At 61.8% G+C, this 14,992-nt stretch carries 13 protein-coding genes, 1 other RNA gene and 1 pseudogene; 8 read left to right on the forward strand and 7 right to left on the reverse strand.

Annotated features, from left to right (window positions below; genetic code table 11):
- The first annotated feature begins 123 nt into the window (after positions 1-123).
- On the forward strand, positions 124-810 hold the full coding sequence (locus FFS60_RS27570; RefSeq protein ID WP_137823787.1) for an IS1595 family transposase: 687 nt from the start codon (positions 124-126) through the stop codon (positions 808-810).
- Here FFS60_RS27570 and FFS60_RS27575 read toward each other — a convergent pair.
- The 3 genes from FFS60_RS27575 to FFS60_RS27585 form a co-directional block, all read right to left on the reverse strand.
- Positions 788-1,297, reverse strand: a complete 510-nt coding sequence (locus tag FFS60_RS27575; RefSeq protein ID WP_137823788.1) for a hypothetical protein — start codon at positions 1,295-1,297, stop codon at positions 788-790. The genes FFS60_RS27570 and FFS60_RS27575 overlap by 23 nt on opposite strands.
- 68 nt (positions 1,298-1,365) lie before the next feature.
- On the reverse strand, positions 1,366-1,683 hold the full coding sequence (locus tag FFS60_RS27580; protein WP_028629991.1) for an RnfH family protein: 318 nt from the start codon (positions 1,681-1,683) through the stop codon (positions 1,366-1,368).
- Positions 1,676-2,110 (reverse strand): type II toxin-antitoxin system RatA family toxin, encoded by a 435-nt coding sequence (locus FFS60_RS27585; protein ID WP_028629990.1) that lies wholly within the window; start codon positions 2,108-2,110, stop codon positions 1,676-1,678. The genes FFS60_RS27580 and FFS60_RS27585 overlap by 8 nt, the downstream gene beginning before the upstream one ends.
- A 154-nt stretch (positions 2,111-2,264) precedes the next feature.
- On the opposite strand from FFS60_RS27585, the gene smpB reads away from it, so the two are divergent.
- Complete coding sequence (gene smpB / locus FFS60_RS27590) at positions 2,265-2,744, forward strand: SsrA-binding protein SmpB (RefSeq protein WP_028629989.1); 480 nt, start codon at positions 2,265-2,267, stop codon at positions 2,742-2,744.
- Between the two features lie 47 nt (positions 2,745-2,791).
- On the opposite strand, the gene FFS60_RS27595 is transcribed toward smpB, so the two are convergent.
- Positions 2,792-3,559, reverse strand: a complete 768-nt coding sequence (locus FFS60_RS27595) for an FCD domain-containing protein (RefSeq protein ID WP_028629988.1) — start codon at positions 3,557-3,559, stop codon at positions 2,792-2,794.
- A 322-nt stretch (positions 3,560-3,881) separates the two neighbouring features.
- On the opposite strand from FFS60_RS27595, the gene FFS60_RS27600 reads away from it, so the two are divergent.
- From FFS60_RS27600 to FFS60_RS27615, 4 genes are all read left to right on the forward strand, one after another.
- Positions 3,882-5,576 (forward strand): L-lactate permease, encoded by a 1,695-nt coding sequence (locus FFS60_RS27600; protein ID WP_137823789.1) that lies wholly within the window; start codon positions 3,882-3,884, stop codon positions 5,574-5,576.
- Between the two features lie 68 nt (positions 5,577-5,644).
- Positions 5,645-6,790, forward strand: a complete 1,146-nt coding sequence (lldD, locus tag FFS60_RS27605; RefSeq protein WP_137823790.1) for an FMN-dependent L-lactate dehydrogenase LldD — start codon at positions 5,645-5,647, stop codon at positions 6,788-6,790.
- A gap of 57 nt (positions 6,791-6,847) precedes the next feature.
- Entirely contained in the window at positions 6,848-9,661 is a 2,814-nt protein-coding gene (locus FFS60_RS27610) for an FAD-binding and (Fe-S)-binding domain-containing protein (protein WP_137823791.1), read from the forward strand.
- 145 nt (positions 9,662-9,806) lie between these two features.
- Complete coding sequence (locus FFS60_RS27615; protein ID WP_137823792.1) at positions 9,807-10,052, forward strand: hypothetical protein; 246 nt, start codon at positions 9,807-9,809, stop codon at positions 10,050-10,052.
- A gap of 39 nt (positions 10,053-10,091) precedes the next feature.
- Here the strand turns inward: FFS60_RS27615 and FFS60_RS27620 are convergent, their stop codons facing one another.
- Positions 10,092-13,010: an ATP-binding protein gene (locus FFS60_RS27620; protein ID WP_137823793.1), complete on the reverse strand. Its 2,919-nt coding sequence runs from the start codon at positions 13,008-13,010 to the stop codon at positions 10,092-10,094.
- Positions 13,011-13,150: 140 nt separating this feature from the next.
- Here FFS60_RS27620 and ssrA point away from each other — a divergent pair.
- Positions 13,151-13,525, forward strand: a transfer-messenger RNA (tmRNA) gene (gene ssrA, locus FFS60_RS27625).
- Between the two features lie 307 nt (positions 13,526-13,832).
- Here the strand turns inward: ssrA and FFS60_RS27630 are convergent.
- A pseudogene (locus FFS60_RS27630) lies at positions 13,833-14,261 on the reverse strand (transposase); the annotation flags it as partial.
- 82 nt (positions 14,262-14,343) lie between these two features.
- Positions 14,344-14,595, reverse strand: a complete 252-nt coding sequence (locus tag FFS60_RS29190) for a hypothetical protein (RefSeq protein WP_256658168.1) — start codon at positions 14,593-14,595, stop codon at positions 14,344-14,346.
- A gap of 110 nt (positions 14,596-14,705) precedes the next feature.
- On the opposite strand from FFS60_RS29190, the gene FFS60_RS29195 reads away from it, so the two are divergent.
- Positions 14,706-14,939 (forward strand): hypothetical protein, encoded by a 234-nt coding sequence (locus FFS60_RS29195; RefSeq protein WP_256658169.1) that lies wholly within the window; start codon positions 14,706-14,708, stop codon positions 14,937-14,939.
- Positions 14,940-14,992 lie beyond the last annotated feature (53 nt).

Below are 14,992 nucleotides of genomic sequence, written 5' to 3' on the forward strand. Positions count from 1 at the left end.
CTCCAGAACCATGCGCACGGCACGTTCACGGACTTCAGGGGAGTAGGTCGTAGTCTTTCTCATGGCCTCATCTTCTCAAGAGTTGAGGCCTCCACGAAACCCGGGGCGATTCATGAAGCCATCATGTTGAGCACTGAGGTCAGGCCCCTATCAGGGCATGTGGAGATCGATGGTGGCCACTTTTCCGGCAAAAAGCGCAAGCCTAGAAAGGTCGCGGAAAAGGAACTGCCGAAGCTGGCTAAGAAGTACCAGCATCGGGATAAGGTGGGCCCTGCGGAAAATCCTTTGCACGAGAACAGGCGCATCATCATCGTCTTTCGGGAGTGCGATACCCGCCCCCTAGAACAAGGCGGTCGTCCAGGGGCTATCCGTACGATCACTGCTATCTGCAAGGCCGAGGATAGCCAGGTTGTCCCGCTCGTTGAGAGATATGTGAAGAAGGGCAGCAAAGTCTACACAGACGAACTGCCCGCGTACCGGAAGCTCCAGTACATCGGCTTCAGCCACGAAACCGTCAATCACTCACGCGAATTCTCAACCGATGCGGGCGTGAACCAGAACCAGGCCGAGAGCTATTTCTCGCGATTGCGGCGGGCGTTCATTGGCGTTTTCCACCGGATTACGCCGCGTTATATGCTGGACTACAGCTGCGAGATGAACTGGCGTGAGGACATGCGTCGGACGGACTTGCTGGGTCAGGTCACTGATCTGTTCAGCAAGGTGACCAACACTCCGCACTCAAGGGACTGGCGAAACTATGTCCGGGGTAACAGGCGAGAGGGCGAGCTCAGGACGATTCCTGGACTGTAGGTCTTTCACCAATCCAAAGCCAAGATGCTTTAGCACCTGCACCGCCACCGTCAGTACGCAGTACCCAGCCACGGTCTCTCAGCACTCTCAACTCGTGAGCAATCCGGTGCATGGCATTCTCTCTGCCATCTGGGAGCTTGAGTCCTGGGTCTTCGACTGCTTGCAAGATCTCAAGGATTTCAGCGGTACTAAGGGGCTCTCTGAACATTTGTAAGGTCTGAGCCAATGTTTTCCTAAAGGATCCGTAGTGAGCGCCCTTTTTGCGTGGCCTCGCCTGAATCACTCGGACATCATCAGCATCCAATTCAAATGCTTGAATCTTGGTTGAGAGCAATACCGCTGCCTGCTCGGCAAGCTGCTTCTGAGACCTGACCTCGTCAAGCTCTGTAAGCAATACCTGCTCTCGTTCAGTAAGTGTCAGAATTTCGCCCTTTCTGTAGGCGAGATCTCTAGCCAGCTTGGCGAGTCTGGGATGATGGTTAGCCATCAGGGGAGGAGAGCACATGACAGCCAGGCTGTCATGTGCTTGTGGTGCATAATAGCGATGGACGGGATTCAGGCGTCCCGCTCACCTGCACGAACCTGGGCGGCCTTCGCCGCACGCTGTTTGCGCACCTCTTTAGGGTCAGCAATCAGAGGCCGGTAGATCTCCACCCGATCACCCTCATCCAACAGACGCTCCTCCGGCTTGGGCAGTGCCTTGCCGAAGATACCGAGCGGACAGTTGGCAAGGTCCAGCTCGGGAAAATGCAGCTCCATCCCTGAGCGCATGACCGCATCGCGAGCATTGATGCCGCGCGGAAAGGTCAAGCGCAGCAAACGCTGACAGCCGGCCAGCGCATAGACCACCTCAACCTGGATCACATCAGCCATAAAGCTGCTTCGCCCGCTGGCAGAACGCGTCCACCAGAGTGTTGGCGGCCTGATTGAACAACGGCCCCAAGGTGGCCTTGATGATCGGGCCGGCGTAATCGAAACGCAGATCCAGGCTGATCTTGCAGGCCTTGTCCCCAAGCGCCTTGAAGTGCCAGACACCGTGCAACTGAGTGAACGGGCCTTCCTCCAGGTTCATCTCGATGGCCTGCCCGTTGTCCAACTTGTTTCGGGTGACGAAGCGCTGGCTGAGGCTGCCCTTGGCGACTTCGAGACTGGCGAGCATATGGCTCTCGCTCACTTCCATCACGGTTGCAGACGAGCACCAGGGCAGGAATTCCGGGTAGCGCGCCACATCGTTGACCAGGTCGTAGAGCGCCTGCGCAGGAAACGGCAACAGGGCGGAGCGCTGGATATGCGTGGTCATCTTGGCCTCAAACAGGGTTCCGAGCCGCGCTGCATTAGGGATACGTCGGGCCGGACTGGTCAAAAAAGTGCCGCATTGTCAGGGATTCGCCAGTATCGCTCAAGCCTACGCCGCCGTAGCCGCGCCGTCTGCGACTCCCTATAATGCGCCGCCTATGGCTAAGCAAAAGAAACATCCGGAAGGCACCATCGCCCTCAACAAGAAGGCGCTGCACGACTATTCCATCGAACAGAAATTCGAAGCCGGGCTGGCTCTCGCCGGCTGGGAAGTGAAAAGTCTGCGCGCCGGAAAGGCACAGCTGGTGGACAGCTATGTGCTCCTCAAGGACGGCGAAGCCTGGCTGCTCGGCAGCCACATCACCCCACTGAAGACGGCCAGCACTCACGTGATCGCCGACCCGGTGCGTACCCGTAAGCTGCTGCTGCACAAGCGCGAGCTGGGCAAGCTGTTCGGCGCGGTGCAACAGAAGGGCTACGCCTGCGTGGCGCTGTCGATCTACTGGAAGAAGCACCTCATCAAGTGCGAGATCGCCCTGGCCAAGGGCAAGAAGGAATTCGACAAGCGCGCCACGGAGAAGGAGCGCGACTCCGACCGCGAGATCGCGCGCGCCATGCGCACCAAGGGCAAGGAATAAGCCCAGGACAAGACAACGCCGGGCAATGCCCGGCGTTTTTGTTTGCCTCAGATGCTTTGCCGCCGCTGCGCCCGCGCCAAACGCTGCGCCTCCAGCTGACTTTCCTCCAGCACCTCTTGCACGTACTGGATGTGCTGATGGGAAATGTCCCGTGCCTTCTCAGCACGCCGCTCGATGATCGCCTCGTACAAGGCACGGTGCTGCCTGGTCAACATCTCGCGGGTCTCGCCACGCTGCAGGTACATCCCGCCGATGTTGGTCACCACGTTGTGCTTCAGCAGATCGAATAGCCCGCGAATGGTGTGTAACAGCACGGCATTGTGGCTGGCCTCGGCGATCGCCAGATGGAAGCGCGCATCAGCGGCCCCCTCCTCCTCGCGACTGGCCTTGCTGTCAGGGGCGTAACAGGCCTGCAGCGTATCGAAAGCGGCTTTCAGCCGCTCATGGTCGACCGGCGTGGCGCGCTGCGCGGCATAGAACGCGCATGAGCCCTCCAGGGTGTGGCGGAACTCCAGCAGGTCCCTTTGCGCGTCTGGATTGTTTTCCAGCAACTGCAGCAGCGGATCGCTGAACGTCGAACCAAGCCCAGAGGCCACGAAGGTCCCGCCCCCCTGACGACTGACCAGCAGTCCCTTGGCCACGAGCTTCTGGATGGCTTCTCGCAATGACGGGCGTGAAACGCCGAATTGCTCGGCCAACGCTCGCTCTGCGGGCAGGCGCTCTCCGGCCTTGAGCGTCCCCTCGAGGATCATGGCGCCCAGTTGGTCGACGATGTCATCCGACAAACGGCGCTGTCGCACCAGCCCCACTTCCATCTTTCACCTCTTATTGGTTTGACCATCCAACCAGCTCTGGAACCAGCCTTGGAGGCAAGCCTATCCCCACTGTCCAGACGCAGCAACCTCGTCCTGCTCGACCAAAGTCGCAAGGCTGGAAATTGACATCACGAATGCGCGGCTCTTACTCTTTCCCCGCAGCCTTGTAAATTGGTCTTACCACTTTACAAAAGCAACTCCTAACAATTCCAAGAACGAGCCGAGGTTTTCAGCATGCCGCACCCTCTCCCCCACGCCATGCCCGATAGCACCCGCCCCTGCCACCCACCGCGCCACGCGCAGTGCTGAGCGGAGACTCGACATGTCGAACGGACTGCTTGCGTTCCTTGCCTTCTCCCCCATCCTCCTGGCGGCCATCCTGCTGATCGGCCTGCGCTGGCCGGCCAAGCGTGCCATGCCCCTGGTTTACCTGCTGACCGCGGGCATCGCGTTGACCGTGTGGGACATGAGTTTCAACCGCGTGCTGGCCTCCACCGTGCAGGGCCTGGTCATTACCGGCGGAGTGCTGTGGATCATTTTTGGCGCCATTCTGCTGCTGAACACCCTCAAGCACTCGGGTGGCATCACCGCGATTCGCGCCGGTTTCGCCACCATCAGCCCTGACCGGCGAATCCAGGCCATCATCATTGCCTGGCTATTCGGCTGTTTCATCGAAGGCGCCTCCGGTTTCGGTACTCCAGCCGCCATCGCCGCTCCGTTGCTGGTCGCCATTGGCTTTCCCGCCCTGGCCGCGGTAATTCTCGGCATGCTGGTACAGAGCACGCCCGTCTCCTTCGGTGCAGTCGGCACCCCCATCGTCATTGGCGTGAACAGCGGCCTGGATACTGCCACCATCGGAGCCCAGCTGGTCCAGCATGGCTCCACCTGGGAAGCCTTCTTGCAGCTCATCACCAGCCAGGTGGCGCTGATTCATGCCACCGTCGGCACGGTAATGCCGCTGATCATGGTGCTGATGCTGACCCGCTTCTTCGGTCGTGAGAAGAGCTGGAAGGCGGGCTTCGAAGTGCTGCCCTTCGCCCTCTTCGCGGGCCTGGCCTTTACCCTGCCCTACGCGGCTACCGGTGTATTCCTCGGCCCGGAGTTCCCCTCCCTGCTGGGCGGCCTGGTAGGCCTGGCCATCGTCACCACCGCGGCTCGCGCGGGCTTCCTGATTCCGAAAAGGAGCTGGGATTTTGCCCCGGCCAGCGAATGGCCGAACGAGTGGCTCGGCAGTGTCGAGATGAAGCTCGACAGCCTGACTGCACGTCCGATGAGCACGTTGCGCGCCTGGCTGCCCTACGTACTGGTCGGCGCCCTGCTGGTCATCAGCCGTGTGTTCCCCGAGGTTGGCACGGCGCTCAAGTCCGTCGCCCTGGTCTTCCCGGACCTTCTGGGTGAATCCGGCATCAAGGCCGATTTCATGCCGCTGTATCTCCCTGGTGGGATTCTTATCGCCGTGGTGATCGTCACGTTCTTCCTCCACGGCATGCGTGCACGGGAGCTGGCTGCAGCAGTGAAAGAATCCGGCAGCGTGCTGCTCGGGGCGGGGTTCGTCCTGCTGTTCACCGTGCCCATGGTGCGCATCCTGATCAACTCGGGCGTCAACGCTGCTGATCTGGCTAGCATGCCCATCACCATGGCCCGCTACGTCGCCGACAGCGTCGGCAGCGTCTATCCCCTGCTGGCACCCAGCGTTGGCGCCATGGGCGCCTTCATCGCCGGCTCCAACACGGTGAGCAACATGATGCTGAGCCAGTTCCAGTTCGGCGTGGCACAAAGCCTGGGCATCTCCGGGGCACTGATCGTGGCCGTACAGGCCATTGGCGCCGCTGCCGGCAACATGGTGGCCATCCATAATGTGGTCGCTGCGTCTGCTACCGTCGGACTGCTCGGCCGCGAGGGCACCACCCTGCGCAAGACGGTCTGGCCGACGCTCTACTACGTCTTGTTCACTGGCCTGATCGCACTGGTGGCGATCTACGCGCTGGGCGTCAGCGACCCCTTGGTCGCCCGCTGAGCACAAGCCTGACGGCGCCCCGGCCCAGCCGGGGTCTCCGCCAATAGAAAAACCGGGTAATCCTCCAAATGATCATCTCTGCCTCCACCGACTACCGCGCCGCCGCCCAGCGCAAGCTTCCGCCCTTCCTGTTCCACTACATCGACGGCGGCGCCTATGCCGAGTACACACTGCGCCGCAACGTTGAAGACCTGGCCAGCATCGCCCTGCGCCAGCGCGTGCTCAGGAACATGTCCGAGCTGAGCCTGGAGACCAAGCTGTTCGATGAGACCCTGTCCATGCCCGTGGCGCTGGCCCCGGTCGGCCTGACTGGCATGTATGCCCGCCGTGGCGAGGTGCAGGCGGCAAAGGCAGCAGCAGCCAAAGGCATTCCCTTCACGCTTTCCACCGTTTCGGTCTGCCCGATCGAAGAAGTGGCACCGGCCATCAACCGGCCCATGTGGTTCCAGCTCTATGTGCTGAAAGACCGCGGCTTCATGAAGAACGCCCTGGAACGGGCCAAGGCCGCCGGTGTGACCACTCTGGTATTCACCGTCGACATGCCGGTGCCCGGCGCCCGCTACCGCGACGCCCATTCCGGCATGAGCGGGCCCAACGCGGCGATGCGCCGTGTACTGCAAGCCATGACCCACCCGGCCTGGGCCTGGGACGTTGGCCTGCTCGGCAAACCTCACGACCTGGGCAATATCTCCACCTACCGCGGCAACCCGACTGGACTGGCGGACTACATCGGCTGGCTGGGCGCCAACTTCGACCCATCGATTTCCTGGAAGGACCTGGAATGGATCCGCGACTTCTGGGAAGGCCCGATGGTGATCAAAGGCATCCTCGACCCGGAAGACGCCAAGGATGCGGTGAAGTTTGGCGCCGACGGCATCGTCGTCTCCAACCACGGCGGCCGCCAACTCGACGGCGTGCTCTCCAGCGCCCGCGCACTGCCAGCTATTGCCGACGCCGTGAAGGGCGAACTGAAGATCCTCGCCGACTCCGGCATCCGCACCGGCCTGGATGTAGTGCGCATGCTCGCGCTCGGCGCCGACACCGTGATGCTCGGTCGCGCCTTCGTCTATGCCTTGGCCGCTGCCGGTGGCGCAGGCGTGAGCAACCTACTGGACTTGATCGAGAAAGAAATGCGCGTGGCCATGGTGCTCACCGGCGCCAAGTCCATTGGCGAGATCAGCGCCGACTCGCTGGTACGCGAACTCGGTCGCTGACCGGTCGACACAACCCGGCGGGCCGACCGCGGCCCGCAACGATAGACGGGACACCGCATGAGCCTGCCGATTCCTTTCCTCAACACCGTCGAACGCCTGATCCCTTGCGAGCGTCGCTTCGACGACCCGCTTTCTACGCTGGCCTTCGGTACCGATGCCAGCTTCTACCGGCTGATCCCCAAGCTGGTGATCCGCGTCGAGAGCGAGACGGAAGTCGTCGCCCTGCTCAAGGCCGCCCATGCAGAACTGGTCCCGGTGACCTTCCGCGCTGCAGGTACCAGCCTCTCTGGTCAGGCGATCACCGATTCGGTACTGCTGGTTCTGGGTGATAACTGGAACGGCCGCGACATCCGCCAGCACGGCGCACAGATCCGTCTGCAACCCGGCGTGATCGGCGCCCAGGCCAATGCCTGGCTGGCCCCCTTCGGCCGCAAGATCGGCCCCGACCCGGCGTCTATCAACGCCTGCAAGATCGGCGGCATCGTCGCCAACAACGCCAGCGGCATGTGCTGTGGCACCGCCCAGAACAGCTACCACACCCTTGCCGGTCTGCGCCTGGTACTGGCCGACGGCACTCTGTTGGATACCGAAGACGCTGCCAGCGTTACCGCCTTCCGCCAGAGCCAGGGCCCGCTGCTGGCCGAACTGGCCGAACTGGGCCGCAGGACCCGCGCCAATACCGAGCTGGCCGCGAAGATCCGCCACAAGTACCGGCTGAAGAACACCACCGGCCTGTCGCTCAACGCGCTGGTCGATTTCGACGAGCCTCTGGACATCCTCAGCCACCTGCTGGTGGGCTCCGAAGGCACCCTCGGCTTCATCAGTGCGGTGACCTACGACACCGTGCCCGACCACCCGCACAAGGCCAGCGCGCTGATCGTCTTCCCGGACGTGGAAAGTTGCTGCAAGGCTGTGACCCTGCTGAAGAACCAGCCAGTGTCAGCGGTGGAACTGCTGGACCGTCGCAGCCTGCGCTCGGTGGAGAACAAGCCTGGCATGCCCGAATGGGTGCAGGGCCTGTCGAGCGACGCCTGCGCCCTGCTGATCGAGTCCCGCGCCGCCAGCCAGAGCCTGCTGCACGAACAGCTGGCCCGGATCATGGCGTCCATCGCCCACTTCCCACTGGAACAGAAGGTCGATTTCAGCGAAGACCCGACGGTCTACAACCTGCTGTGGAAAATCCGCAAGGACACCTTCCCCGCCGTCGGCGCCGTGCGCCAGACCGGCACCACCGTGATCATCGAAGACGTCACCTTCCCCATCGAACAACTGGCTGAAGGGGTCAATCGCCTCATCCAGTTGTTCGACAAGCACGGCTACGATGAGGCGATCATTTTCGGCCATGCCCTGGAAGGCAACCTGCACTTCGTCTTCACCCAGGGCTTTGACAGCCCCGAACAGGTCGCCCGCTACGAAGCGTTCATGCATGACGTGGCACAGCTGGTGGCGGTGGAGTTCGGCGGCTCGCTCAAGGCCGAACACGGCACCGGCCGCAACATGGCGCCCTTCGTCGAACTGGAGTGGGGTAGCGATGCCTACCAGCTGATGTGGCAGATCAAGCGCCTGCTGGACCCACGCGGCATCCTCAACCCGGACGTGATCCTCAGCAACGACCGCGACATCCACCTGAAAAACCTCAAACCGCTGCCAGCCGCGGACGAGATCGTCGACAAGTGCATCGAGTGTGGATTCTGCGAGCCGGTCTGCCCGTCCAAAGGACTGACCTTGAGTCCGCGCCAACGCATCGTGATCTGGCGAGACATCCAGGCCAAGCAACGCGCCGGCGTCGATACCGAAGAGCTGGAACAGGCCTATCAGTACCAGGGCATAGACACCTGCGCCGCCACGGGCCTCTGCGCCCAGCGCTGCCCAGTGGGCATTAACACGGGCGACCTTGTGCGCAAGCTGCGCGCGAAAAGCGCCCACCATGCAGATAGTGCCAACTGGCTGGCCGACCACTTCGCCACTGCCCTCAAGGGCGCACGTCTGACGCTGCGGATCGCCAATGGCGCACGCAAGGTACTCGGAGCGCCGTTGCTGGAGAAGACATCCGGTGCCCTGCGCCAACTCTCAGGCAACCGCCTGCCACAATGGACGCCCGCTCTGCCCCAGGCTGCAGCGCGCATCCACTTCACTCCGCCGAGCGCCGATGCGCGACCTCGCGTCGTTTACCTCGCGGCTTGCGTCTCTCGCGCCATGGGCCCATCCGCGGGTGACCGCGAGCAGGTGCCGCTTATCGACAAGACCCGCATGCTGCTGGAGAAGGCGGGCTACCAGGTGGTGTTCCCGGAGAACCTGGACAGCCTCTGCTGTGGTCAGCCCTTCGCCTCCAAGGGGTACGCCGAACAAGCGGAAAACAAGCGCCGCGAACTGGTGGACGCGCTCCTGACTGCCAGCCGTGGTGGCCTGGACCCCGTCTACTGCGACACCAGCCCTTGCACCCTGCGCCTGGTGCAGGACGGCCTGGACTCGCGACTGCAGTTGTTCGATCCGGTGCGTTTCATCCGTAGCTACCTGATGGACCGGCTGGAGTTCACGCCCCAGGACAAACCAGTGGCCGTCCACGTCACCTGCAGCACCCAGCACCTGGGGGAAGCTCAAGGGTTGATCGACATCGTCAAGCGTTGCACCAGGGAAGTGATTGTGCCGGAAGGCATTCACTGCTGCGGTTTCGCAGGCGACAAAGGCTTCACCACGCCAGAACTGAACGCGCACTCGCTGCGCTCGCTGAAAGACGCGGTGCAAATCTGCGAGGAAGGCATCTCGACCAGTCGCACCTGCGAAGTCGGCCTGACCCAGCATGGCGGTATCGACTACCACGGACTGGTCTACCTGGTGGACCGCGTGACACGTGCTCGCGCAGCGCTCTAAGGCGAAAACCGGACTTCCATCTGTAGGGTGGGCATTAGCCCACCACGGCGCCACATCGACTGAACCCCACTCGCTTCAGGGCAGTCCACCTCATAAGCTGGAGCTTTCCTATACTCCAGCGGTCAACCCGAAAAGGAGGTCCGACATGCGCCGTATTGCCCTTCTGCTTGCCACCGCCCTGCTCAGTGCCCCGGTTCTCGCTTCACACTGCCCAGCGGACATGGCGAAGATCGACCAGATCCTGAAGACCGATCCACCCGCGGACCCCGCCGTACTCGAGCAAGTGAAAAAACTTCGCGTCGAGGGCGAGGAACTACATAAGTCCGGCGATCACGCCGAGTCCGAGAAGGTGCTGGCTCAAGCGCTGAATCTGCTGCAGTCCAGCGAATAGAAAGCAACTCAGGATCCAGCGCGAGCTGGATCCTGAGCGTCAGGCCTCCTGACCAAGCAGCGAGAGTGCCATTCGGCGTACCTGCTTCAGGTCCACAGGTTTACTCAGGCAAGCGTCAGCACCACGACGACGTGCTTCGGCCAGGATCTTTTCATCCACCGCCGCACTCACTACCAGCACCGGCATCATTGCCAGTCGGGGGCTGGAGCGCACGAAGTCGAGCACATCCAGACCATCGCCATCGGGCAGATCCAGGTCCAGCAGCAACAGGGACGGGGTGATATCCGCCAGAAGTCCCAGCGCCTTGCCGACCGACCCCGCTCCACGCACGTCGGCCATGTCCCGCAGGCCCTCCTGCAGCACCTTGAGGCAAGCCGGGTGATCTTCCACGCAGAGCACTTTCGGCAATACCTGCGGTTCTTCCACCTCAAGTTTGGCCAGCGCCGGCGGCTCGTAGTCATCCGACCCAACGATGCTTGGCAGGTCGATCCAGAAGCGGCTACCGATATCGGGCGCGCTGCTGAAGCCCATCTCGCCGCCCATCAACTCCGCCAGCTCGCGGCACAGCACCAGACCGATGCCTGTGCCCGGAATGGTGGAGTTCTCCCGGCCCAGTCGCTGGAAGGGCTGGAACAGCATGGCCTGCTGCTCCTGACTGAGGCCCGGACCACTGTCGGCCACCCAGAGGCGCACGGCGGCCGGGCGTATCTCGTAACCCATGCTCACCATCCCTTCCGGGCTGTTGTACTTAACCGCGTTAGACAGCAGGTTCAGCATCACCTGGCGCAGACGCCGGGCATCGGCCATCACATGCAGCGTCGGCGAAGGTGGAGGCGCCAGCTGCAACTGTAGGTGACGAGCCTGTAGCTCGGGCTGGATCAGCTCAGCACAGCTGGCCAGCAGTGGGCCTATATCCACGGGCTTGAGCTGCAGCTTCTGGCGCCGATTCTCGATGCTCGACAGATCGAGGATGTCGTCCACCAGCGAGGTGAGGTGACGGCTGGCGTTGACGATCTCCTGGGCGTAGTCGCCCTCCACCTTACGGTCCTCCTGCCCCTCCGCTTCCAGAGCGATGAGCTGGGCGAAACCATTGATGGCATTGAGCGGCGTACGCAGCTCGTGGCTCATGCTGGAGAGGAAGCGGCTCTTGGCCTGGCTGGCCGCCTGGGCTTCGCGGCTGGCAATGCGCAGCTCTTCCTCCACCTGCTTGAGCCGGGTGATGTCCACATGAGTGCCTGCCACCCGCAGGGCACGGCCGTCGGAGTCCCGCTCCAGTACCTTGCCGCGGCTAAGCAGCCAGGAGTAACGGCCCTCGACATCGGCAAAGCGGTATTCGGCGTCGAAGTTGTCCTGGTCGCTGACCGAGAACAACATGCGCAGGCGGCGCACCCGCTCCACGTCATCCGGGTGCACGCGCTCATTGAATTCGGCAAAGGTGATGCTGTCGCTGCGCAACCCGAAGCGTTTGACGAAGCGCCCGCTCATTTTGATGGAGAGGGTGATGGCGTCTACTTCCCAGAGGCTTTCCGTGGTGCTCTCCAGCACCAGGTCCAGGTTGCGCCTGGCCTCCAACCGTTCCTCCTCGCTCGCCTGCAGTTGGGCGCCGCTGAGCTGAACCGCCTCAGCCAGGGCCTGCAGCTCGGCTATGCGACTGCTCGGCGCGGGCGGGCGGAAATCGCCCTGCCCGATACGCTTCATCATGCCCATGATGGCGGCCATGGGCGTCGCGAGTTCGCCGCTGAGGCGCCGCGAGCGCGACCACATCCAGGCGAAGAACAGTGCATAGAAGAAACACAGGCCGGCGATCAGCAAGTAACCGATCTGCTGGTAACGCTCGGCGAGGCGATTGGTTTCCTTGAATATGTTGGCCTCGTCCACCACCATCATCAGCCGCCAGCCGGTCTGCGGAATCTCGGCCCAGGCCACCAACTGCTTGCGCCCCCCCAGCTCCACTTCCTGCACATTGCCCTTGCCGACAGCCATAGCCTCCAGCAGCGGCTGCATCTCGCGGTGGCGAGCCAGGTTGAAGTCTTCGGGCTTGAGCACCTCGCGACGCACCGCCTCGTCGTAGGAGAAACGGGTCAGCTCACGCAAGCCGAAGTCACGCTCGCCCGCCTCAGGCAGCGCCATGATGCTGTGGTCGCGGCTTACCAGCATCGCGTAGCCCTGCCAGGGCACCTTGAGGCTACCGATCTCGCCGAGCATCTGCCCCACGGTAATATCCAGGCCCACAACCCCTTCGAGGAAGTCGCCACGGTAGACAGGCGTAATGGCCGACATCATCCAGCCAAGGCCGGCCGGATCCAGGTAAACGTCAGTCCATACCGTCTTGCGCTGCGGGTTGTGCTTGGCATCAGCGAGGTAATAGAAGTTGTAGTTGGGTATCACCATGTCATGGGGATACTGCTCAGGCGTCATGAAGAAGGGATAGATGCGGTTGTAACTGTCCCAGCTGTTGAAGTAGACAGCCGCCACCAGCGGGTTCGACTCTCGTATGGAGCGCATCAGCGGGTCGACCTGGGACAGGCGCAGGGCCTTCTCGTGGTCCTGGCGCTCCACCGGTGTGCTGCTGGCATAGAAGGACGCGGCACGGCCGTCGTCGGTGCGCGTGTAGTAGACACCGTCGGAGCTCAGCACATGGCGCTGACGCTCCAGGTCATCAGGCTTGAAACTGCGATCCTGCAACGCCCGGCCTACCGCGTCGCGGAATAGCCGCGTGGGCACCTCGATGCCCTGCAGGCGCATATCGATCACCTTGCCTTCGCGCACCACCGCGCTGCTAAGGTCTTCCAGAGCGCTCTGCTGCAGGTAGTCCACCTGGGCATCGCGTATCGCACTGTTAGTCAACAGATAAGCCGTGATCAACACCGATTCGACCAGAATCAGCGGGATCAGGGCACTCTGTACGAAGGCACGCCAGATCCACTGGCGCAAAGGGGTTCGGGCAGAACGCGGCATGGCGACGTCTCGGCTCAAAGGTCTTCCTGACAATAGCCTGCAATCATATAGCAAGCACCCATGACATTAGGTCAAAAGCGTGGTCGACGCTTTGGCCCCTTTGCCGTAGACTACGCTCCGTTGTACACCCTGCAGTATTTGGGGCCGATTAGGATTCGACGCCGGTAACAAAACTCTAGGGGCATGCCGAGCTGGTAGCAGACCTCGTAAATTAGCTGCTGCAAACTATTAGTTGCCAACGACGACAACTACGGGGCGGCCCTCGCGGCCTAACCCTTCTGGCGGCTTCGGCTGCCAGCAGTCATTAGGGGATGCCTGTAAACCCGAAACGACTGTCAGATAGAACAGGATCGCCGCCAAGTTCGCTGTAGACGTAACGGCTAAAACTCATACAGCTCGCTCTGAGCACCCTGCCAGTCGGGCCGCAAAGAGCTAACTCAGTAGACTTGGCTAAGCATGTAGTCCCGAAAGCGGAGAGCTGGCGGACGGGGGTTCAAATCCCCCCGGCTCCACCAAAAACCGAAGATAAGCCCCTGATTTTTCTAGCGAATTTCGGGGGCTTTTTCTTTTCAGCCTCGGTGTACCGAAAACGTGTCGAAGACCAATGCCCCTTCGACTTAAAGCAAAGGCTTACTAAAGCGTCTTACTTCAGCTTCCCATGCAAATAAACCGCACCTGCAGTTAGCGCAGCGGCACCAAGTCCTGTAGCGATCATCGCACCGATCCTCATGTTCCCTCGCTGAGTAGTTGTGGAACGCTCCCCACGATCGTGTCCCGGGAGGCGGTGTAACTCATCATGGCACTGGCCACTGAGTTTGCCGTTTAGTTGATCACTGCCGACAGCTTGGCCTGCGGATTATCACTGACCGCTTCGAAGGCCTCCAACTGCATGTAGCGCCGTTGTAGGCACCACTCGTCGTTCTGCTCCATCAGCATCGCCCCGACCAGCCGTGTGATCGCCGGATCGTTGGGGAAGATGCCCACGACCTCGGTGCGTCGCTTGATCTCGGCGTTGAGCCGCTCTAGTGGGTTGGTGCTATGCAACTGCTGCCGGTGAGCCTTGGGAAAGGCCATGTGCGCTAGCACTTCGTCCTCGCAGCCATCCATAAGCGCGGCGATCTTGGGGTATTTCTCACGCAATTGGTCAGCTACCAGTCGCCACTGCTGGTGGCATTCGGTACGGCCGTCCTGGGCGAAGACCGTGCGCAGCAGTGCGGCCACCATCGTGCGCTGCCCTTTGCTCACATGTGCAGACTCAAAAGGCCACATAGCGCGTAGGACTTATAGAGGGGCGGTTCCGAGCGGTCCAAACCGGGGTGCACCCTGCAGATGGTCAGGCGAGCTGCATAGCGAAGTGGCGGCGATGCATCAGGACAACTTCATCGCGCGCACCGAGCGTGAATATGTCGTCCGCTTCGCCGACCACTGTGTCTGGAACGATCTCGATGATGCTGCGCTGGGCGACCTGCGTGCGCACGTTGCCGGCCTGCCCAGCGAGCGAGGAGCCGAACACATCACCGCCAAGCTGTTCGACCTGCGCTGTCTCAATCTGCAGCTGGCAGTGCTGCGCTGGCGACTTCGTCACCTACCGCGAGCTGGCCAACCAACTGGATGTCATGGAGAGCATTCCAGCCATCCGTGCCGAGCCAGCGCTGATACAGGATCGAACGCCGCACATTCATCCCTGTATACAGCATGCTCACCGACCAGATCGGCGAATCGACCGAGGTAGTGCTAAACGACTTCAGCACCGGCATCAACTTGGCCCAGTACCGCAAGCAGGTCGAGGCTTACATACGCGCCAACGAAAACCATGTGGCCGTCGCCAAGCTCAAGCACAACAAGCCGCTGACACCGCAAACTTTCTCAGGCGCAAAGACAAACCCCCGAACCGTTTTCACGATTCGGGGGTTTGGGATAGAAGCTTGACGATGACCTACTCTCACATGGAGAAGCTCCACACTACCATCGGCGATGCGTCG

The organism is Pseudomonas sp. D(2018) (assembly GCF_005502555.1).
Taxonomy (GTDB): Bacteria; Pseudomonadota; Gammaproteobacteria; order Pseudomonadales; family Pseudomonadaceae; genus Metapseudomonas; species Metapseudomonas resinovorans.